Below are 19213 nucleotides of genomic sequence, written 5' to 3'. Positions count from 1 at the left end.
GACTTAAAATTGTAATATATCTTTACTTTTCTGATAATGGTTGTTTAAACAATTTGAGAATTGACCTTGTTTCTCTAATTTTACCACATCATTTTCGAAACCAGTATTGATAACCTTATTTTGATGAAAGCAGGCGTTATAAAATTTTACCCTCTTTGGACAAATTTGCCTGGTAACATCCCGGTGGGGAACCACGGAACATTAAATAATCATAAAATTACGGATGAAAGAAATAGCATTTAGAGATGCCATTCGCGACGCCATGTCGGAAGAGATGCGCCGGGATCAAAGTGTATTCCTGATGGGCGAGGAAGTTGCAGAATATAATGGCGCCTATAAAGCCAGTCAGGGAATGCTTGATGAATTTGGACCGGAACGTGTGATTGATACACCGATCGCCGAATTGGGTTTTGCAGGAATTGGGGTTGGAGCTGCCGGGAACGGTCTTCGTCCGATCATTGAATTTATGACATTCAACTTTTCGTTGGTTGCGATCGATCAGATCATCAACAGCGCAGCGAAAATTCTTTCTATGTCTGGAGGACAGTATGGTGCTCCTATCGTGTTCCGCGGACCAACTGGAAATGCAGGCCAATTGGGTGCTCAGCACTCTCAGAACTTTGAAAACTGGTTCGCTAACACCCCCGGATTGAAAGTGGTTGTGCCTTCAAATCCATACGATGCCAAAGGACTTTTGAAATCTGCCATTCGTGATAACAACCCGGTGATCTTTATGGAATCGGAAGTTATGTACGGCGACAAAATGATGGTTCCTGAGGAAGAATACCTTATTCCGATTGGAAAAGCAGATGTGAAACGGCAGGGAAAAGATGTTACCATAGTTTCCTTTGGTAAAATGATCCCGCGCGTGGTGATGCCGGCGATCTTGCAATTGGAAAAAGAAGGAATTGATGTTGAATTGATCGATTTGAGAACTGTTAAACCGATCGATTACGCTACGGTTATTGAATCTGTGAAGAAAACAAACCGTTGTGTTGTAGTTGAAGAGGCCTGGCCGCTGGCATCTATCTCGACTGAGATTGCATACCATATCCAGCGTCATGCATTTGATTATATGGACGCTCCGGTGATCCGCGTTACCAACCGCGATGTGCCGCTTCCGTATGCGCCAACGCTGATTGAAGAAATTTTACCAAACGTGAAACGTGTTGTTGAAGCCGTAAAAAGCGTTTTGTACAAGTAAAATAATACAAAAATAACAAAGCCATTTCCCGCCGCAGGTTGTGGCTTTGTTATTTAAAATGTCAGTGCCTTGTTTTGCCAGTACTTTCCTCTTTGAGTAAAATCAGGTCAGCAGGGAGCTTTTTCCGGAATTTATTGTTAAAAAGGAAGTTGATTATTTTTGTTTTTTACAGGACCTTAATACGGATTCAAATCAATTAAGACTATGCAAGAAGAAAGGACTAGATATTCTGAGGAGGAATTAAAGGAATTTGAGGTATTGATTCGCGGCAAATTGGAAGGTACTCTCGAAGAACTTAACTATATTAAGGGAGGATTGAGCAAAAAAAATGATAGCGGTACAGATAACACAGCAAGCACGGCCAAGTCGATCGAAGACGGTGCGGATGCGAGCGAGCGTGAAAATTTGACGCAATTAGCTGCCAGATTACAAAAATATTCTATTCAGCTTGAAAACGCACTTGTTCGTATCAAAAACGGAACTTACGGCGTCTGTATAGATTCCGGAAAACTGATCCCGAAAGAGAGGTTACGCATTGTACCTCACACGCAGCAAACAATTGAAGCAAAACTGAAACGGGTAAACTGATAATTTCATCTGAAAAAACTTTACTCCGTTACTATAAAAAAATTAAGGCAAGCTTACTATTTCGGTAGGCTTGCCTTTTTGTATTTATAAGTTCCTGGTTTACTCTTCCGTTCCTAATACTTCCCTAAAAACATCAAGCAATCCTTCCGACGGTTCCTGACCTTTATTTTTGCTTTTGAAATATTCCTGAAAAAGACTTTCCATACTCAAAGTAAGATCGATGGTTGAAGCACTTCCTTCTTCTGTAATTTTTTTGATCTGTGGAATAATTTGAACCAGACCGGAATGCGCTTCATTCAGGCGTTTTTTGTCGGCAGCTTCCAGGTAGTTATCTGAAACGATTGTGAGTTCAACTAAATCTTCTGAATGCTCGTGGAGCCAGATTATGGCTTCGTCAATGGAATCAAACTTTCCGCGGCGAAGTTTCTTACCCTTTGTCAGTTCAATAGCGCGGTAATTATTTAATTTCCCAGCTTCTGCGTCAAGGATAATGACATACTTTGTCTGGTTTGCTTCTGAAAAACTATACGCCAGCGGACTGCTGGAATAAACAGAAGGAGCCGGGATTTTATCTACCCGGTGATACCGATGCAAATGACCGAGTGCGATGTAGTGGATTTGTTCCGGGAAATTTTCTGTATAAATCGCCTGCGCTCCACCGATATGTAAAATCGGTCGCTCCTCATCCGGTTCTTCTTCTGGCGCAGGATCACCTTTTTTCATGACATACAAATGCGTTACCAGCAGATTAAAACCGTTATCATCCAGATATTTTTCAGCCAGTTCCAGCCAGTTTTTTTGCAAATGTGTCCGTAAATTTTCTTCTGAATCTTCCAAACCTAAAAAGGTTTTTAAACGCTGTTCATTTGCATAAGGCGTATGTAAAACCCGAAGCGGAACATCTGAATTTGGGAGTTTGATTTCAATAAATCCTTTGTCAGATTTGGTGACTTCCATTCCGGCCTGGGTACGGAATGGTTTTATTTCCGTATTTGGAAAACCGACAAAAATAATCCCGCAAACTTTTGCCAAAGCATCCGGCACTTCTATGCGTTCGGGAGAATCATGATTTCCAGCAATGGCAATCACAGCGCGGCTACCATTTGCTGACAGACAATGAAGTGTGCTGTATAACAGTTCCGTTGCCTCTGACGAAGGATTGAAATTATCAAACAAGTCACCGGCTACAACGACAGCATCAACCGCTTCGCGATCTGCAATTTCACAGATTTCATCTAAAACCAGCCTTTGCTCTTCCATTCTGGAAAAGTTATCAAGCTTTTTTCCGATATGCCAGTCTGCGGTGTGGAGAATTTTCATTTTGGGTAATTATTTTAGCGAAATTAATACTTCGTTTTATATTATGGCTGCATTTCAACTTGTAAGAATTTCATACTACTCGAAATGCGTTTTTGTTACCTTGAACAGTTGGATATTATATGCAACACCAATCATAAAATACGATCGCAACTGTTCGGAAACTCCGAACAGTTCAGTCTGTTAGCTTAAATATCATATCTTTGACACTCTTAAAAAGGAAATAATAAATTTAAAAAGGCAAGAAATAGCATCTGATTGTGATAAAGAAATTAAAAAACCGGGGAGGTAATCATAACCATTTGGTGAAAGGAACCCGGACGCTTTTTGTTCATTTTCTAATCATTTTTACTTTATCATCCTGCAAAGAAAAACCAGCAAACTCACAAAAAGCGGGTATCGCAATTTCCTTCGACGATCATTTTATAAACGATTGGTATGCCCTAAGACCGCTATTTAAAAAATATAATGCCCACGTTACTTTTTTCCTTACCTGCCCCGATACACTGAATGCCGACGAAATTGTCAAAATAAAACAACTTCAAAAAGAGGGGCATGAGATTGGATTTCATGGAACGATACATGGCAATGCAACAGAAATGCTGAAATCACACGGCCCACAAAAATATATTGAAACCGAACTAAAACCAGGACTTGAACATCTGGCAAGAATTGGTATAAAACCTACTTCCTACGCCCATCCGGGTGGAAACCATACAGATCAGGCAGATTCTATATTATTGGCAAACGGTTTTAAAATTCTCAGAGACGTGGCGCAGGCCGAACGCAAGTTATTTGGAATACCAGTATATCACTTTGCTCCAAGAATCATGAGCTGGATTTATTATCAGTTCGAAAATGAAAAAATTGTCGATGCGCTGATGATTGATGAAGGAACAAATATCAGCGAAAAAGAAATTAAGGAAGCGATAAAAAAGTCAAGAGACACAAACACAACCCTCATGCTTTTTGGTCACCAGCCATTATACGAAAAACCAAAAAACGGGCAATACGGATTCAGCGTAGCATTTTTAGAAACAATCCTGAAAGAAGCAAAAGCTCAAAACCTGAAATTTTACACCATGTCCGAACTTCCGGACTCAAATTAAAACCCCATAAACGCTGCGTTTAAAAAACTATCGTCCAAAATGCCGGTCTTTGAACGCAAGCAAAGGTTTTTCAAAATAATTATAAGAAAATGCCGTCACCGCTACGGATAGCACAAAAGTCAGAATGTAGAGAATAATATGATAGGCAGTACCGGAAATCTGGGGTGCAAAAGTTCTTAATGCATTGATTATAAAAACAATCACAAAAACGTGATAAATATAAAGTCCGTAAGAAATCTTTCCGAGATAACTCATCACCTTATTTTCCAGACTGATAATCGTGTTTTTATTACAAGAAACATTTAACACAAAAAAACTGAAAAAGAGCGCGTATAATTCCAGAAAGCCGGTGAAGTGAATGCCGGAAAAAAACAGAACAGCCAGCAAACTATAAACCACAATTTGCACATCCTTTCTAAAAACGAAATCAAGAATTTTGGTTTTTTGTGAATAAACCAGATATGCACAAAGTCCTCCCAAAGCCATGGTCTGAATCCGGAACTGACCAAAAAAGGTAACGACGGCTGACAGTTTTTCCTCATCCGTTTTGTCCAAAAGATAAACACCACCGAATAGCAAAACCGCAGTTACTAACAGGAAAAGAAAAACAATGCGCCCGCTCTTTTTTGGATACTTGATAATCCAGGGCCATAAGTAATAAAATTGCTCTTCAACACCAATCGACCAGGTCTGTGCACACCAGTAAGGCAGATCGTACAACACGAAAGCATAATTGGGAAGCACCAAAAGTAACAGCGCGAGCCGGGGAGCAACATCATTCGCAAGCTTTTCATGGGCTCCCGGAAAATACAGCAGGTCAAAATGTGGGAAAACAAGAAATGAAAGGCCAATGATCAGAAAATAAATCGGCCAGATCCTGAAAACGCGGCGCAGATAAAATTTCTTGGCATCGACATCGCCGAAACGGCCTTTTTCTTCGAGTAATAAGTAAGTAATTAAAAATCCGCTTAATACGAAAAACAAACCTACACCAAGTCTTCCGGCATGTTTGATGATCGTTACATCATAAAAATTATCAATACCAAAAGCATGTTTGGCTTGTTCCAAATGATGAAAAACCACCAAAAGTGCTGCGATGCAGCGGATACCATTTAAATTAGGGAAGTAACGTTTGTTTTCCGAATGTGCCACGTATAATAATTCTTACTTCGATTCAAACCATGACATCCATTTTCCCTGCGCACGCATCACCTGCTCAATTACGTCACGAACTGCTCCGTAACCGCCTTTTGCGGGAGATACATAATCTGCAATCGCAAGAATTTCCTTATCTGAATCGGCAGGACAAGCACCTAAAACGGAAGTTTTCATGACTTCATAATCCGGCAAGTCGTCGCCCATGAATACAATTTCATTTTCAGTAAGTCCGCGTTCCTGAAGATATTTTTTAAAGATTGGTAATTTCCCGTCGGGTGTTGTTCCAATGAAAATGTCTTTTACTCCCAAATATTCCAGCCTTTTACGAACGCCAACCTGATTTTGTGCAGAAAGAATGGCAACATTATACCCAAGTCTGACGGCGCGGTTGATACCATAACCATCACGAACATTAAATATCCGGGGCTGTTCTCCGCTTTCCAGTGCGATAACACTGCCGTCGGTCATAACACCGTCGACATCAAAAATGAAGGTTGTAATCTGTTTGAAACGCTCTTCTAAGGCTGAACTCATAAAATTTTAAGATTGGAATTGTGTGCAAAGATAGTCTAACTTTTTTCCCGGCGAAGTACCGCCTATTCATTTCCTATATGACGTGTACGGATCCGTTCGGTCATTAAACGATAAATATCGGTCCATTCGGGATTTATTTCCTGTAAATATTCAAGATGCCGACCCGTTGTCGCCCAGTCGCCCCGCCTTGCCGGCCCGGTTTGTCCTAACGCCGGATCTTCTGATTGCAGTGCTTTATTGATGGTGGTATTGATAAGCGGTTTCAGCAAATCAAAGCTCATTTGTTCCCGGGCAAGCAGATCATGCGAAACACTTAATAAATGATTGGTGAAATTACTTGCAAAAACAGCGGCAACATGCAGAATAAACCGCTCGTCAGAATCTACATGGCGAACATACTTGCTAATACTGTCGGCCAGATTTGTCAGCCGGGTTTCCACAATGTCGCTTGTTCCTTCCACACAAATAGGTAGTGTTTTATAATCCATCGGGACTTCTTTTGTAAAAGTTTGCAACGGATAAAAGACACCTGTCTGTACCGGAACATCACTGTAAATTTCCAACAGATTTTGAAGTTCAGCTAATGATCTCGTGCCGGAAGTATGCACAACAATAACGCCTTCGGGTAAAACAATGCGTTCAATGACAGATTTCAGCGCATCGTCTGAAACTGTTATGAAAATAATCTGCGTTTCGCTTTCCGAAAAGTTAAGATCCGGCTGAATTTCAGAATCATACAACAGCGAAACCAGTTGCCTGGCCTTCTGCGTATCGCGACTATAAACTTCACAAATAATATGGCCGGCATCTTCAAAAGCCTGAGAAAGATGCCACGCAACATTTCCGGCGCCGATAAAGGAGATTTTCATTTTTTATTGCACATTGTAATAACCTGCGTAAGTTATTAAGGCATAGTCAACTTCACAAATCAATTAACAACCGGTGCGGTTTGTTCTGCGGATGTTATACCGGAAGGCAGCTCCATAATACGCATATTACGAAAGTGAATTTCAGCGCCTTCCGCTTCAAGACAGATATATCCTTTCTTCCTTTCCGAAGCACGAAGTCCGTTTACAAATTTTCCATTGACAGATAATTTGACCGTTCCGTCCACGCAGACTACCACATATTTATTCCACTCTCCTTTTCCTTTGCAACGTTTTTCAAGGGATTTGCTTCGAATGCCCCGCGGATTATCCGGAATGGCAGTCATGCCCATGGTTGGAAATAATTCGCCGTGGACATAATCGTCGGTAGCGTTATTTTGCCTGGCATAATCCAGTTCAAGTATTTGCACTTCTATTGCTTTTGTCAGCGGATCGTCTTTGAATTGCGTTCCTTCGCTCCATACAAAAATCCCGGAATTGCCGCCGGCCGTCATATGTTTCCACTCTACCTCCAAAATAAAATTTTCATATTGTTTATCTGAACGCATCACGCCGATCGGTAAACCCGAACAGATCAGCGTTCCGTTTTTTACTTTCCAGGTTTCTTTGGAAGTGTTAACATCAATCCATCCGTCCAGATTTTTTCCATTAAAAAGCGGACGGAAAGCCGATACATCTGATCGCTGGGCATGGACTGCTTGGATTGAAAACAGCATTAAAATGATAATCCGGACAATCTGATTGTAAAAAAAGTTGTTTTTTAAGGTAGTATTTTCAATTTGCATGTGAAAGCGTTTAGGTTTTTTTGGAATAAATATTGTCCTGGAAATTATTTTTATTAAAGTGAATTTGGTTTGTGTAATACTTGCGTAGCAGCTGACAGTCACCCAAAAACTCCGCAGATGGTCCCGGAAATGCAATTTTCTGTATTGGTCACCCATATCATAAGTATTCTAAAAATACTGTCGTCCGGGAAAAATTACAAACATACTTGTAATTCAATTTGTTAAACTCTATATTTGCACTCCCATTTTGCGATGGGACTGTTCTATAACAGTGTAATTTATTGAAAATCAATTAAAATTTTTGTTAATCGTGGATACGTTAAGCTACAAAACCATCTCGGCGAACAAAAACACAGTGAACAAGGAGTGGGTTGTTGTGGATGCCAAAGGTGCAGTTCTTGGTCGTTTGGCCAGTGAAGTTGCCAAAATTATCAGAGGCAAGCACAAAGCAAGTTATACTCCTCATGTAGACTGTGGTGATAATGTTATCATTATCAACGCCGATAAAGTAAAGTTGACAGGTAAGAAGTTGACAGACAAAATTTATGTTCGTCACACGGGTTACCCAGGAGGTCAGCGTTTTCAAACTCCTCGCGAATTGCTTGAAAAACACCCGGAACGTGTGATCGAGAAAGCCGTGAGAGGTATGCTTCCAAAAAGTCGTTTGGGACGTCGTTTGTTTACTAATTTGTTCGTTTATGCCGCTGCGGAACATCCGCATAGTGCTCAACAACCTAAAGAAATACAGTTTTAAGCCTCTGAGGTCTAGAACTGATAACGCAAAAGCAATACATGGAAGTTATCAACACAATTGGTAGAAGAAAAACAGCTGTGGCGCGCATCTACCTAACGCCAGGTAAAGGAGAAATCAAAGTAAACGGCCGCGATTTTAAGGAGTACTTTCCTTTTGAAGTACACCAGATCGTTTTGCAAATGCCTTTCGCTACGATCAGTGGTAACAATGGTTACGATGTGAAAGTAAACGTAAGAGGCGGTGGAATTTCAGGACAAGCTGAGGCTGTTCGTATGGCAATTTCACGTGCATTGGTTGAATACAACGGAGAATTCCGTGGAGCGTTGAAGAAAGAAGGATTCCTTACTCGTGACCCTCGTATGGTTGAACGTAAGAAATACGGTCGTGCTAAGGCTCGTAAGAGATTCCAGTTCTCGAAACGTTAATATTTTCTTTGTCAGGAATAGTCAGGTATGGTCAGGAAAGAGTCAGGAATGGTTTCGGCTGAGAAGCAAAACAATAAATGACAATCCCTGTCCGCGCGGCGGACCGCAACAAATGACAAACCTTGACAGAAAGATGTCCAGACAGTACTTATCGTGCCCGATGTGCTGTGCTGCGTAAAAAATTATTAATCTTATAAATTCAAATTTGGCAATGGCACAAATAGAATATAAAGACCTATTGGATGCAGGTGTGCATTTTGGTCACCTTACCCGCAAGTGGGATCCCCGTATGGCTCCATATATCTTTATGGAAAAAAACGGTATTCACATCATTGACCTGAACAAAACACTTAGCTGCGTAGAATCAGCTGAAGCTGCTTTGAAACAGATCGTTCGTTCAGGACGTAAGATCATGTTTGTGGCTACTAAAAAACAAGCGCAGGAAATCGTAACGGAAGAGGCAAAACGCCTTAAAATGCCTTACGTGACTGATCGTTGGTTAGGTGGTATGCTTACAAACTTTGGCACAATTCGCAAGTCTTTGAAAAAAATGCAGACTCTTGAGAAGATGCTTAAAGACGAAACCACGGTTAGCAATATCGCGAAAAGAGAACGCCTGATGCTTACACGTGAAAAGGACAAATTGGAAAGAGTGTTAGGTGGTGTAGCTGACTTAACGCGCCTTCCTGCTGCACTTTTCATCGTTGATGTGAAACGTGAACATATTGCGGTTTCAGAAGCAAAAAGATTGAACATTCCTATTTTTGCGATCTGTGATACAAACTCAAACCCTGAATTGGTTGATTTCCCAATTCCAAGTAATGATGATGCTTACAAAGCGATCTCATTGATTACTTTGGCAATCGGTAAGGCAATCGAAGAAGGTCTTATGGAACGCAAGCAGGATAAAGACGATCAGCGTCTTGTAGAGGAAGAAGAAGCCAAACGTCAGGTAGACAAAGGTGGTGAAGAAGCTGCTGCTGCACCACGTGCAGAAGTTCCGGCAATTGAAAGTGACGAAGAATAGTCAGGGCGATATGAACAGGGTTTTTTAATTACTCTTGTTCTTTCTGATAGATAAAGTAGCCCATAGCCTTTTGCTATGGGCTACAGTTTTTTAAAATTCAAATTGAAAAATGGTTTACCTCCGATCGTTAACATTTGCTTAATCTGTTAATCAAAGGAATTGAACTGTTTTGTAAAAAGTTTTTAACCATTTAGAAATAAGTCATGGCAATTACCGCTCAAGATGTAAATAAACTTCGCCAGATGACTGGTGCAGGTATGATGGATTGTAAAAAAGCACTTCAGGAGGCTGATGGTGATTTTGACAAAGCCGTTGATATTCTACGTAAACAAGGACAAAAAGTTGCTGCAAAACGTGCTGACAACGAAGTAGCAGAAGGAACTGTATTGGTAGCCATCAGTGCAGACGGTACTAACGGTAAACTTGTTGCTTTCGCTTGCGAAACTGAACCAGTTTCTAATGTTGAAGATTTCAAAACGCTTGCGCAAAGCATTTTGGATAAAGCTGTTGCTGACGATATCCAGGATAAAGAATCTTTACTTGCTGCGACTTTGGCTGATGGCCGTCCGGTAAGTGAAAACATCGTTGACCTTGTTGGTAAACTAGGAGAGAAATTGGTTATCGCTGCTTACGAAAATGTAACGGCTGATCAGGTTGTATCTTACATCCACTCAAACGGAAAACTTGGTGTATTGGTAGCGTTCGAAGGTGTTAACGGAACTGACGTTAGCGAGCTTGGAAAAGACGTTGCGATGCAGATTGCTGCAATGAAGCCAGTTGCTCTTGACAAAGACGGTGTTGATTCCGCAACCGTTGAACGCGAAATTGAAGTGGGTAAAGAACAAGCGCGCGCAGAAGGCAAGCCAGAAGCGATGCTTGAAAAAATCGCTCAGGGCAAATTGCAGAAATTTTACAAAGACAATACTTTGTTGAACCAGGAATTTGTTAAAGATTCTTCACTTACAATCCGCCAATTGGTTGAAAAAACTGCTAAGGGTTTGACTGTAAAGTCATTCAAAAGAGTATCAATTGGAGCATAAGTAAAAAAAATAATTAAAAAATTAAAACAACGCCTGACGTATACTTGTATACCAGGCGTTGTTTTTGTTATTTGCCGTCAAGAAAAAAATATTTACACACAACATAGGCCTCGCTCTGTTACTTTTTGCATGTATGGCGGTCAAAACGTTTAAAGAAGAACTCAAAGAAGATAGTTTGACTGACGAAGAGTTAGTTAAGCTATTTGTGGATACGCAGCGTAACCACTATTTCGAGACGCTGTACGTAAGATATGCCGATAAAGTATATCATAAGTGCCTGTCCTTTGTCAAAGATTCCGCGAAAGCCGAGGATCTTACACATGACATCTTTTTAAAATTAATTTTCAAACTCGGAACCTTCAAAGAGGATGCCAAATTTTCGACATGGTTGTATTCAATTACTTACAATCACTGTATGGATCAGTTGCGCTCTAATAAGAAGAGAGGGGAAGTTTATCAGGACGAGCCGATGGAGGTTCCTGATGATATTGACCTGAATAATCTTTTCGATGGCGATGATATTGAGGCGAGAAACCTCAAAACCGCTCTGGATACGTTAACCGTGGATGAAAAGGGTATTTTATTTATGAAATATACCGATGATCTCAGCATCCGGGACATCGCTGATATTTTCAAAATAACAGAAAGTGCAGTCAAAATGCGACTTCTCAGATCGAGGGAGAAGCTGCGGAAGAAGTATCTCGAAACCATGATTTTTCTGGGTATATTCTTTATTAAACTGATTGAATTAATAAAGTATTTGATAAATTTTTAATATATGTCTTCTGGAAATTCAGTTTTTAAGGATTTAGAGTCTACGGAAGAAGTGCCTGAATACCTAAAAAGGGCGCTTGTTTCAGAGGTAAATACCATTCGTGATACTATGCATGTAGTTACTCACTTCACCGAGCACTTTCTAAGTGCATTGGTAGTCAGCCTATCCGTTGGAGAAACAGATTGACCAGAAATTTAGAATTTCCTATAAGCAACACACATTTTACTCTCACATATGAACAACCTCCCCAATATTTCAGAAATTCTGATTAACACTTTTAACACCTTAATAAACCAGTTTGTAATCTTCGTTCCACGTGTGATCGGCTGTTTTATTATTATAGCCATTGGTTATCTGGTTGCAAAGGGCATCACGATTGTGATCAGGAAAGTGCTCGTAACCATCGGTTTCGACAGAATCGGTGATAAACTCAATGAAATTGGTCTTATAAAACAATTAAAAACTGAAATCAGGTTAAGCGACATTGTTGCGAAGGTTGTCTATTATTTTATCCTCTTGATCTTCCTTACAGCCGCCACAGAAACCCTTGGCGTTGATGCCATTACCAGCATGGTGCTGTCGCTTGTCAATTTTATTCCGAAACTGATTGCGGCAGCCGTCATGCTCCAAATCGGTATTATGATCTCAGATGCCATCAAAAGTGCTGTTGTTGCCACTTGTAAATCTTTCAATATTCCTTCCTCAAAATTGATTGGAAATATCGCATTTGTATTTTTTCTGATCATAACGTTTATAAGTGCGTTAGGCCAGATTGGTATCGAAACCACCTTACTTGAATCTAGTTTTATCCTTGTAATCGGCGGAGTGATCCTCGCATTCTCGCTGGGTTATGGTATCGCATCGAAAGATGTGTTATCAAACATTATCTCATCATTTTACAGCCGGAAAAATTATCGTGAAGGCCAGGTGATCAAGATTGATGACATTAAAGGCGTTATTACGAAGATTGACAATACTACAGTTACCATAGTAAACGACCACACCACTACGATCCTGCCTTTGCAATTTTTTCAGACAAGGCAGGTGGAAATTTTTAACTAAAATGAATATAAATTTATGGGGACGAGAAGTAAAAGTAGATTCACACCACTATTTATCAGTTTTTTATTGCTGGGCACTTCATTGGCCTTTGCACAGGACGACATCAAAAAAAAGGTTGAACTAAGCAATTCTCTTAATAGCGGGTTATTAAAAGTGAAGGGAGACACGGCATGGAAAAAGGTTGAGTTCGGAGTAAATTTGACACAGGGTTCGTTTAGCTCAAACTGGACCGGCGGGGGTGTGTCTTCCATTGCATTAGGCGCATTTTTTAATGCACTTAGCGAGAAGAAAAAAGGAAAAAATTCCTGGCGGAGCGATTTTCAATCGCAATATGGTATCGTGAAAAATCAGGCTCAGGGCAGCCGAAAAAATCTTGACAGGTTATTTTTTGATACAAAATATAATTATGAGTTAACTGAAAAATGGAGTCTTTTTGCAAATTTTAATCTGCTTTCTCAATTTGCAAATGGTTACATTTATACAACTTCCCCTGATTCCGCGGATTATAAAACGAAGGTTTCCGGTCTTTTTGCACCGGCCTATCTGACGGAAGCAATAGGAATCGAGTACAGACCTGTACCCTACTTTTTTATCGATCTTGCTCCCGGAGCGTTACGGCAGACAATTGTTTCGGACAAAAACTTATACAAAGCGATTCCATTAAACTATGGTGTCAAGATAGGGAAAAGAGTACGTAATGAAGTGGGTATTGCCCAGCTGGTAGCGAACTTTGATAAGGATCTAGCAAAAAATATAAATCTCAAATTCAGGTATCTGCTTTTCACAGCCTACAACAAGAATCAAGTTACTGATAAACGTGAATTTAAAAATGACCACAGGCTGGATGCAATGCTGACCGCAAAGATTGCCAAATACTTCAATGTTAATTTAGGAGCCATTGTGGTCTACAACAAAACGCAGGTGGATGATATTCAATTCGCGCAAGGCTTAAGTATTGGTTTTTTATATACGTTTTGATTAGATTTCGTCAACGTTACATCTAAACTACATAACTTATGCTTCAGGAATTTAAGATTTTTATTGCCAAAGGCAACGTGCTGGATCTTGCTGTCGGTGTTGTTATCGGAGCCGCTTTCGGGAAAATTACCACATCTTTAGTTGAAGATATTATAAACCCTGTTTTGGGGATTATAATTGGTGGAGTTGATTTCACCCAACTTAAAGTTGTCCTGAAAGAAGCCGTTGGAGATACTCCGGAAGTAGCTATCAAATATGGTAACTTTATTCAGACACTGATTCAATTTTTAATCATTGCATGGGTAATTTTCCTTGTAGTTAAGGCTGCAAACCGCCTAAGGCTTTCAGAGTCAGAGAAGAAAGAAGTATAAAAGCGATATACAACCGTAATTTTGAAGAGGCGTGTTTGCATGCCTCTTTTTTTGTAGTTAATATTTTTTAAGAAAGCGTAAAAAAGTCTTCATTGAAAGGGATTAAACTGCGTACTTTACTTATTCGTTAAAATGTGAAAATATGGTGCAGAAAAAACTGGTCGTATTAGGTGGTGGAGAAAGCGGTGTTGGAGCGGCAATACTTGGTAAGTCAAAAGGATTTGATGTTTTCCTTTCAGACCGTAATCCGGTCATTGAAAAATACCGCGAGGTTTTACTTCGTGAAAATATAAGTTTCGAAGAAGGATTTCATACTGATTCGATCATTCTGAATGCAGACGAGGTTATCAAAAGTCCGGGTATTCCCGACAAAGCCCCGATTATAGTTGCGCTGATATCCAAAGGAATTCCAGTCATATCTGAAATCGAATTTGCTTCCCGTTATACGGATGCAAAACTCATTGCTGTGACCGGAAGCAACGGAAAAACGACGACTTCGCTGCTCACATATCATTTGCTACTGGAAGCAGGTTTAAATGTCGGTCTGGCGGGAAATATCGGAGAGAGTTTTGCCTGGCAGGTTGCTGAGAAAAATTTTGATTATTATGTGTTGGAAATCAGCAGTTTTCAATTGGATAATAGTTATGGTTTCCGTCCATCTATCGCAGTTTTGCTTAACATTACACCGGATCATCTGGATCGTTATGATTACAATTTCCAGAATTATGTTGATTCAAAATTCAGAATTGTTCAGAAACAGACTTCTGAGGATAATTTCATCTATTTTGCAGACAGCGACGTGATAAGTCTGGAATTGACAAAGAGATCTATTCCGTCAAAAAAATGGGGCATTTCTCTGGAAGAACGTTTGCCTCAGGGAGGATTTTTGAAGGATCAGAAACTGGTTTCAATCAAGGATGACTTCACTTATGAACAAAACTTTGCAAAGCTGCCTATAAAAGGGCCTCATAATGCTGTCAATGCGCTTGCTGCCATTCTGGTGGCGCAATGCGTCGGGTTGTCTGCAGAAGTGATTCAATCAGGTTTGGTATCGTTTAAAAATGCACCCCATCGTCTCGAGCAGGTCGCTGTGCTGGATGGCGTAACCTACGTGAATGATTCGAAAGCCACCAATGTGGATTCCGTGTTTTATGCCCTTGGAAGTTTTCAACAGCCCATTGTTTTAATAGCTGGTGGCGTTGATAAAGGAAATGATTACAGCCAGATAGAAGAATTGGTTCGTCAGAAAGTTAAGGCATTGATTATTTTGACCCCAAAGTTCGAAAAGCTAAAAGAATACTTTGAAGCAATCGTTCCAGTAATATATGTGACGCAGGATGTACAGGATGCGGTTCATACGGCTCAGAAATTAAGTGCTTCCGGAGATATTGTTTTACTATCGCCTGCGTGCGCAAGTTTTGATTTATTTAACAATTACGAAGACCGGGGAGATAAATTTAAGCAAGCCGTTATCAACCTAGCCCAATAATTACCGCATATGGATGCAATTCAGAAAGTAAGGGAGGAAACACAGGCCTGGTTTGCGGGAAACCTGAAAGGAGATCGCTGGATCTGGGGTATTTGCGTTGGTATGTTGCTTTCAAGTATTGTAGTTGTGTATAGCGCGAGTGTGAAAGATGCATATAGTTTGAAGCAGGGCGATACGGAATATTATCTCTTCAAACATTCTGTCCTTTGTGTTTTATCGCTCCTGATCATGTACTGGGTGCATAAAATCCCCTATATCAAGTTTGTGTATGTGACCAGGATGGCTGTGTGGAGCTCTATTCTGCTGCTTATTTTTGCGATGTTTTTCGGAAGATCTGTGAATGAAGCTTCACGCTGGATCGAAATACCAATCATTGGTCAGCGTTTTCAGCCTTCGGAGTGGGCCAAAGTGGCGCTCATTGCGCATTTATCGCTAATTCTTGCACGGCATATCAAAGGAGGCTGGAATACGCGTGAACTTTTTATGGAACCACTTGCTCTGGTAGGTGTTGTTTGCGGTTTGATTTTTACGAGTAATGTTTCGACAGCAATTATGCTTGCGGGGATCTGTTTCCTGTTAATGTTCGTCGGCAAGGTACCCATTCATTATCTTCTGTTCACGGCGATGGGACTGGTTTTTTTTGCTGGACTGGCGATTTTACTTAACTCAACACAAAGGTCGGGTACTGCGCAAAACAGAATCTCTGCATTTTTGGATAAGGATGTAGTCGTTTATCAATCCCAGCAATCCTATATGGCCATGGCCCGCGGAGGTTTTTATGGTGAAGGCCCTGCAAAAAGCCGGCAACGAAGATTTTTACCCGAACCTCAAAAAGATTTTATTTTTGCCGTCGTAGTGGAAGAATACGGAACATTGGGTGGACTAACCCTGATGCTTGCCTATTTAATTCTGCTCTATCGAGGCCTTAAAGCCATCGAAGCTACAAAAAGACCTTTTGGAGGACTCTTATCCGCCGGCCTCACTTTCGTCGTCGTTGCCCAGGCTTTTTCAGCGATGGCGGTTACTGTTGGTCTGGTTCCAGTAACGGGTCAAACGCTTCCATTTTTTAGCCAGGGAGGTACTTCACTACTCTTTACTGGTGTGGCGATGGGAATGATCCTCAGCGTGAGCAGAGGCGAAAAAATGGATGAAAAAAAGATTTGAAAAATTTTATGTCGAAGCGAGTAATAATAAGCGGAGGAGGAACAGGCGGGCATATTTACCCTGCCATCGCGATAGCCAATGCTTTAAAGGAAATTGAACCAGGCATTGAAATCCTTTTTGTGGGCGCGCTTGGGAAGATGGAAATGGAGAAAGTACCTCGCGCGGGATATGAAATTATAGGTCTGCCTATCGTAGGTATAAAGCGGGAAATTTCTCTTGATAATCTTGCTTTCCCATTCAAGCTGACAAACAGTTTATGGAAGGCAAGATCGGTAATTAAAGATTTTCGTCCTGATGTGGCGGTGGGCGTTGGTGGTTTTGCCAGTGGACCTTTATTGATGATCGCGTCTTTGTTGGGCATTCCGACTTTAATTCAGGAGCAGAATTCGTACGCTGGTATTACTAATAAACTTTTAGCAAAAAGAGCCAGCAAAATCTGTGTAGCATATCCGGGAATGGAAGCTTTTTTTCCAAAAGAAAAAATCAGGCTGTATGGAAATCCTGTAAGGAGTGATATCGTCGATGTGACTACCAAACGCAAGGAAGCACTTGACTATTTCGGTTTTCAGGATAATAAAAAAACGCTTTTTGTGATGGGAGGCAGTTTGGGTGCAAAATCCATCAATGAAAGTTTAAATGCGGGAATAGCCAATCTCATAGAAGCTGGTTATCAGGTTTTATGGCAGACTGGAAAAGGATTTATTTCGACAGCGCAGGCAACCATTTCGGGTCTGAAATCAGATCGTGCAAAAGCCTTTGAATTTATTTATGAAATGGATCTTGCATATGCGGCAGCTGATGTTGTGGTATCGAGAGCTGGCGCTTTGTCTGTTTCTGAGCTGTGTCTGGCCATGAAGCCTTCGATTCTTGTTCCGTTTCCTTTTGCGTCAGAAGATCACCAGACAAAAAATGCCATGAATCTGGTTCAGCAGGATGCGGCAGTTTTTATCAAAGATTCAAATGCGGCAGAGGAATTGATTCCGGCAGCACTGAATCTGTTGGAAGATCAGAAAAGACAGGATATTCTAAAATCAAATATTCAGAAGTTGGCAAAACCGTCAGCGGCTTATGATATCGCAGCAGAGGTTTTAAATTTAATAAAGTAGGTTTTATATTTTTTACCAATAATATTTTTTACCCCGGTCTTTATGAATAATTGGAAGTACATATATTTTGTAGGTATAGGCGGAATAGGAATGAGCGCGTTGGCCAGATGGTTCAAAGCGAATGATTTTCAGGTGGCGGGTTATGATAAAACGTCAACTCCGCTGGTACAAAATCTGATTTCAGAGGGAATTCCTGTTACGCTTGAAGACGAAGTAGAAAGTATTCCCTTGGCATTTTTAACCGATCCGTCTGAAACTTTAGTTGTTTACACGCCGGCTGTACCAATCCTGCATAAGCAAATGAATTATTTCAGGCAGGAAAATTTTATGATCCTGAAAAGGTCACAAGTATTGGGTCAGCTGACTAAAAATTTAAAAACAGTAGGAGTAGCCGGAACACACGGAAAAACGACAACCTCATCAATAGTTGCCCATATCCTACGTTATTCGGACGTGAACTGTACAGCCTTTTTGGGCGGAATCACTCAGAATTATGGTACCAATTTGTTGTTAAATGCCCCAACAGAGAATTTGAATGAGGTGGTATGTGTGGTTGAGGCTGACGAATTTGACAGATCATTTTTAACACTATTTCCTGAAATCGCAATTGTCACTTCCACAGACGCAGATCATTTGGATATCTACGGGAAACATGAAAATGTCTTAGCTTCTTTCAAAGAATTTGTAAGTCAGATCGATGAAGAGGGAGCATTATTCATGCGGGAAGGTTTAGAAATTGCGGATAGCAGTCAGGCGCAGGTCTTTACTTATTCTTTGGATACCGGTGATTATCATGCGGGGAATATTAGAATTGAAAATGCACGTTTTGTATTTGATATTATCTATCCTGGTGGTTTGATCAAAGATGTGGCCATGAAAATTCCAGGATATCATAATATCGAGAATTCAATCGCGGCAAGTGCAGTGGCTTTATATCTTGGTGTTTCCGATGAAAATATAAAGGGAGCGCTCGAAAGTTATAAAGGAGTGAAGAGGCGTTTCGAATATCAGGTTGAACTTCCTGGGAAAGTGTATATAGATGATTATGCCCACCATCCTTCGGAAATCGAAGCATTCTTATCTTCGGTAAAAGCGCTTTATCCGGGAAGGCATATCACGGGGATTTTTCAGCCCCATTTATTCACGCGCACGAGAGATTTCGCTGACGGATTTTCTGAAAGCTTATCACTTGTAGACCGACTATTACTTTTGGATATTTATCCCGCCAGGGAATTGCCTATTGAAGGAGTAAATTCTGAGATGCTTTTGGACAAAATTCAGATTGAGGATAAGCATTTGGTTAGTAAAAAAGATGTTTTAGACCTTTTACCAAAATTAAATACGGATATTGTGGTGACGATTGGAGCCGGCGACATTGACACACTTGTGGGGCCAATCAAAAATATTCTACAAAACCCATTTGGTAATAATTAGTACCAG

20 protein-coding genes are annotated in these 19213 nt (G+C 40.5%); 15 read left to right on the top strand and 5 right to left on the bottom strand.

All coding sequences use genetic code 11. The annotated features are described in order from the left end of the window. Nucleotides 1-223: 223 nt before the first annotated feature. Together AC1XUO_RS15930 and AC1XUO_RS15925 are read left to right on the top strand one after the other, a co-directional pair. Complete coding sequence (locus tag AC1XUO_RS15930; RefSeq protein ID WP_483330759.1) at nt 224-1204, top strand: pyruvate dehydrogenase complex E1 component subunit beta; 981 nt, start codon at nt 224-226, stop codon at nt 1202-1204. A 204-nt stretch (nt 1205-1408) separates the two neighbouring features. Further along, nucleotides 1409-1792, top strand: coding sequence for a TraR/DksA family transcriptional regulator (locus AC1XUO_RS15925; protein ID WP_234648227.1), 384 nt, complete (start codon nt 1409-1411; stop codon nt 1790-1792). Between the two features lie 99 nt (nt 1793-1891). Here the strand turns inward: AC1XUO_RS15925 and AC1XUO_RS15920 are convergent, their stop codons facing one another. Further along, nucleotides 1892-3112, bottom strand: coding sequence for a metallophosphoesterase family protein (locus tag AC1XUO_RS15920; protein WP_483330758.1), 1221 nt, complete (start codon nt 3110-3112; stop codon nt 1892-1894). 257 nt (nt 3113-3369) lie between these two features. On the opposite strand from AC1XUO_RS15920, the gene AC1XUO_RS15915 reads away from it, so the two are divergent. Then, nucleotides 3370-4218 carry a polysaccharide deacetylase family protein gene (locus tag AC1XUO_RS15915; RefSeq protein WP_483330757.1) on the top strand — a complete coding sequence of 283 codons (849 nt, stop codon included), beginning with the start codon at nt 3370-3372 and terminating at the stop codon, nt 4216-4218. A 27-nt stretch (nt 4219-4245) separates the two neighbouring features. On the opposite strand, the gene AC1XUO_RS15910 is transcribed toward AC1XUO_RS15915, so the two are convergent. The 4 genes from AC1XUO_RS15910 to AC1XUO_RS15895 form a co-directional block, all read right to left on the bottom strand. After that, nucleotides 4246-5370 carry an acyltransferase family protein gene (locus AC1XUO_RS15910; RefSeq protein WP_483330756.1) on the bottom strand — a complete coding sequence of 375 codons (1125 nt, stop codon included), beginning with the start codon at nt 5368-5370 and terminating at the stop codon, nt 4246-4248. 12 nt (nt 5371-5382) lie between these two features. Further along, a complete protein-coding gene (locus AC1XUO_RS15905; RefSeq protein WP_483330755.1) occupies nt 5383-5910 on the bottom strand; it encodes a KdsC family phosphatase in 528 nt (175 codons plus the stop codon). Between the two features lie 62 nt (nt 5911-5972). Beyond that, nucleotides 5973-6779 (bottom strand): Rossmann-like and DUF2520 domain-containing protein, encoded by an 807-nt coding sequence (locus tag AC1XUO_RS15900; RefSeq protein ID WP_234648222.1) that lies wholly within the window; start codon nt 6777-6779, stop codon nt 5973-5975. Nucleotides 6780-6838: 59 nt separating this feature from the next. Then, complete coding sequence (locus tag AC1XUO_RS15895; protein ID WP_483330754.1) at nt 6839-7582, bottom strand: 3-keto-disaccharide hydrolase; 744 nt, start codon at nt 7580-7582, stop codon at nt 6839-6841. Between the two features lie 310 nt (nt 7583-7892). On the opposite strand from AC1XUO_RS15895, the gene rplM reads away from it, so the two are divergent. From rplM to murC, 12 genes are all read left to right on the top strand, one after another. After that, a complete protein-coding gene (gene rplM, locus AC1XUO_RS15890; RefSeq protein WP_090340119.1) occupies nt 7893-8336 on the top strand; it encodes a 50S ribosomal protein L13 in 444 nt (147 codons plus the stop codon). Nucleotides 8337-8374: 38 nt separating this feature from the next. After that, nucleotides 8375-8761 (top strand): 30S ribosomal protein S9, encoded by a 387-nt coding sequence (gene rpsI / locus AC1XUO_RS15885; RefSeq protein WP_234648220.1) that lies wholly within the window; start codon nt 8375-8377, stop codon nt 8759-8761. 211 nt (nt 8762-8972) lie between these two features. Then, nucleotides 8973-9788, top strand: a complete 816-nt coding sequence (rpsB, locus tag AC1XUO_RS15880; RefSeq protein WP_234648219.1) for a 30S ribosomal protein S2 — start codon at nt 8973-8975, stop codon at nt 9786-9788. Nucleotides 9789-9991: 203 nt separating this feature from the next. Beyond that, nucleotides 9992-10828, top strand: coding sequence for a translation elongation factor Ts (gene tsf / locus AC1XUO_RS15875; protein ID WP_483330753.1), 837 nt, complete (start codon nt 9992-9994; stop codon nt 10826-10828). 133 nt (nt 10829-10961) lie between these two features. After that, the gene (locus AC1XUO_RS15870) at nt 10962-11603 is read left to right on the top strand and encodes an RNA polymerase sigma factor (RefSeq protein WP_483330752.1); all 642 of its coding nucleotides are present in this window, start codon (nt 10962-10964) and stop codon (nt 11601-11603) included. A 234-nt stretch (nt 11604-11837) separates the two neighbouring features. Further along, the gene (locus AC1XUO_RS15865) at nt 11838-12665 is read left to right on the top strand and encodes a mechanosensitive ion channel family protein (RefSeq protein WP_483330751.1); all 828 of its coding nucleotides are present in this window, start codon (nt 11838-11840) and stop codon (nt 12663-12665) included. A 15-nt stretch (nt 12666-12680) separates the two neighbouring features. Next, nucleotides 12681-13643 carry a DUF3078 domain-containing protein gene (locus tag AC1XUO_RS15860; RefSeq protein WP_483330750.1) on the top strand — a complete coding sequence of 321 codons (963 nt, stop codon included), beginning with the start codon at nt 12681-12683 and terminating at the stop codon, nt 13641-13643. Nucleotides 13644-13681: 38 nt separating this feature from the next. Continuing rightward, nucleotides 13682-14014 carry a large-conductance mechanosensitive channel protein MscL gene (gene mscL / locus AC1XUO_RS15855; RefSeq protein ID WP_483330749.1) on the top strand — a complete coding sequence of 111 codons (333 nt, stop codon included), beginning with the start codon at nt 13682-13684 and terminating at the stop codon, nt 14012-14014. A 142-nt stretch (nt 14015-14156) separates the two neighbouring features. Beyond that, nucleotides 14157-15503, top strand: a complete 1347-nt coding sequence (murD, locus tag AC1XUO_RS15850) for a UDP-N-acetylmuramoyl-L-alanine--D-glutamate ligase (protein ID WP_483330748.1) — start codon at nt 14157-14159, stop codon at nt 15501-15503. A 9-nt stretch (nt 15504-15512) separates the two neighbouring features. Further along, a complete protein-coding gene (locus AC1XUO_RS15845) occupies nt 15513-16667 on the top strand; it encodes an FtsW/RodA/SpoVE family cell cycle protein (protein ID WP_483330747.1) in 1155 nt (384 codons plus the stop codon). A gap of 8 nt (nt 16668-16675) precedes the next feature. Further along, nucleotides 16676-17773 carry an undecaprenyldiphospho-muramoylpentapeptide beta-N-acetylglucosaminyltransferase gene (gene murG / locus AC1XUO_RS15840; protein ID WP_483330746.1) on the top strand — a complete coding sequence of 366 codons (1098 nt, stop codon included), beginning with the start codon at nt 16676-16678 and terminating at the stop codon, nt 17771-17773. A gap of 42 nt (nt 17774-17815) precedes the next feature. Beyond that, nucleotides 17816-19207: a UDP-N-acetylmuramate--L-alanine ligase gene (murC, locus tag AC1XUO_RS15835; protein ID WP_483330745.1), complete on the top strand. Its 1392-nt coding sequence runs from the start codon at nt 17816-17818 to the stop codon at nt 19205-19207. Nucleotides 19208-19213 lie beyond the last annotated feature (6 nt).

The organism is Dyadobacter sp. HNCC25DJ186, assembly GCF_056895235.1.
The sequence above is the reverse complement of the archived record's forward strand: the minus strand, read 5'-3'. Positions and strand labels throughout refer to the sequence as shown.

What these genes read in the sequence shown, in the direction of transcription:
- AC1XUO_RS15865 (WP_483330751.1), top strand. Translation starts at nt 11,838, where the DNA reads ATGAACAACCTCCCCAATATTTCAGAAATTCTGATTAACACTTTTAAC.
- murD (WP_483330748.1), top strand. Translation starts at nt 14,157, where the DNA reads ATGGTGCAGAAAAAACTGGTCGTATTAGGTGGTGGAGAAAGCGGTGTT.
- AC1XUO_RS15845 (WP_483330747.1), top strand. Translation starts at nt 15,513, where the DNA reads ATGGATGCAATTCAGAAAGTAAGGGAGGAAACACAGGCCTGGTTTGCG.
- rpsB (WP_234648219.1), top strand. Translation starts at nt 8,973, where the DNA reads ATGGCACAAATAGAATATAAAGACCTATTGGATGCAGGTGTGCATTTT.
- AC1XUO_RS15860 (WP_483330750.1), top strand. Translation starts at nt 12,681, where the DNA reads ATGGGGACGAGAAGTAAAAGTAGATTCACACCACTATTTATCAGTTTT.
- AC1XUO_RS15895 (WP_483330754.1), bottom strand. Translation starts at nt 7,582, where the DNA reads ATGCAAATTGAAAATACTACCTTAAAAAACAACTTTTTTTACAATCAG.
- AC1XUO_RS15930 (WP_483330759.1), top strand. Translation starts at nt 224, where the DNA reads ATGAAAGAAATAGCATTTAGAGATGCCATTCGCGACGCCATGTCGGAA.
- tsf (WP_483330753.1), top strand. Translation starts at nt 9,992, where the DNA reads ATGGCAATTACCGCTCAAGATGTAAATAAACTTCGCCAGATGACTGGT.
- murC (WP_483330745.1), top strand. Translation starts at nt 17,816, where the DNA reads ATGAATAATTGGAAGTACATATATTTTGTAGGTATAGGCGGAATAGGA.
- AC1XUO_RS15870 (WP_483330752.1), top strand. Translation starts at nt 10,962, where the DNA reads ATGGCGGTCAAAACGTTTAAAGAAGAACTCAAAGAAGATAGTTTGACT.
- AC1XUO_RS15925 (WP_234648227.1), top strand. Translation starts at nt 1,409, where the DNA reads ATGCAAGAAGAAAGGACTAGATATTCTGAGGAGGAATTAAAGGAATTT.
- AC1XUO_RS15905 (WP_483330755.1), bottom strand. Translation starts at nt 5,910, where the DNA reads ATGAGTTCAGCCTTAGAAGAGCGTTTCAAACAGATTACAACCTTCATT.
- murG (WP_483330746.1), top strand. Translation starts at nt 16,676, where the DNA reads ATGTCGAAGCGAGTAATAATAAGCGGAGGAGGAACAGGCGGGCATATT.
- rpsI (WP_234648220.1), top strand. Translation starts at nt 8,375, where the DNA reads ATGGAAGTTATCAACACAATTGGTAGAAGAAAAACAGCTGTGGCGCGC.
- AC1XUO_RS15920 (WP_483330758.1), bottom strand. Translation starts at nt 3,112, where the DNA reads ATGAAAATTCTCCACACCGCAGACTGGCATATCGGAAAAAAGCTTGAT.
- mscL (WP_483330749.1), top strand. Translation starts at nt 13,682, where the DNA reads ATGCTTCAGGAATTTAAGATTTTTATTGCCAAAGGCAACGTGCTGGAT.
- AC1XUO_RS15900 (WP_234648222.1), bottom strand. Translation starts at nt 6,779, where the DNA reads ATGAAAATCTCCTTTATCGGCGCCGGAAATGTTGCGTGGCATCTTTCT.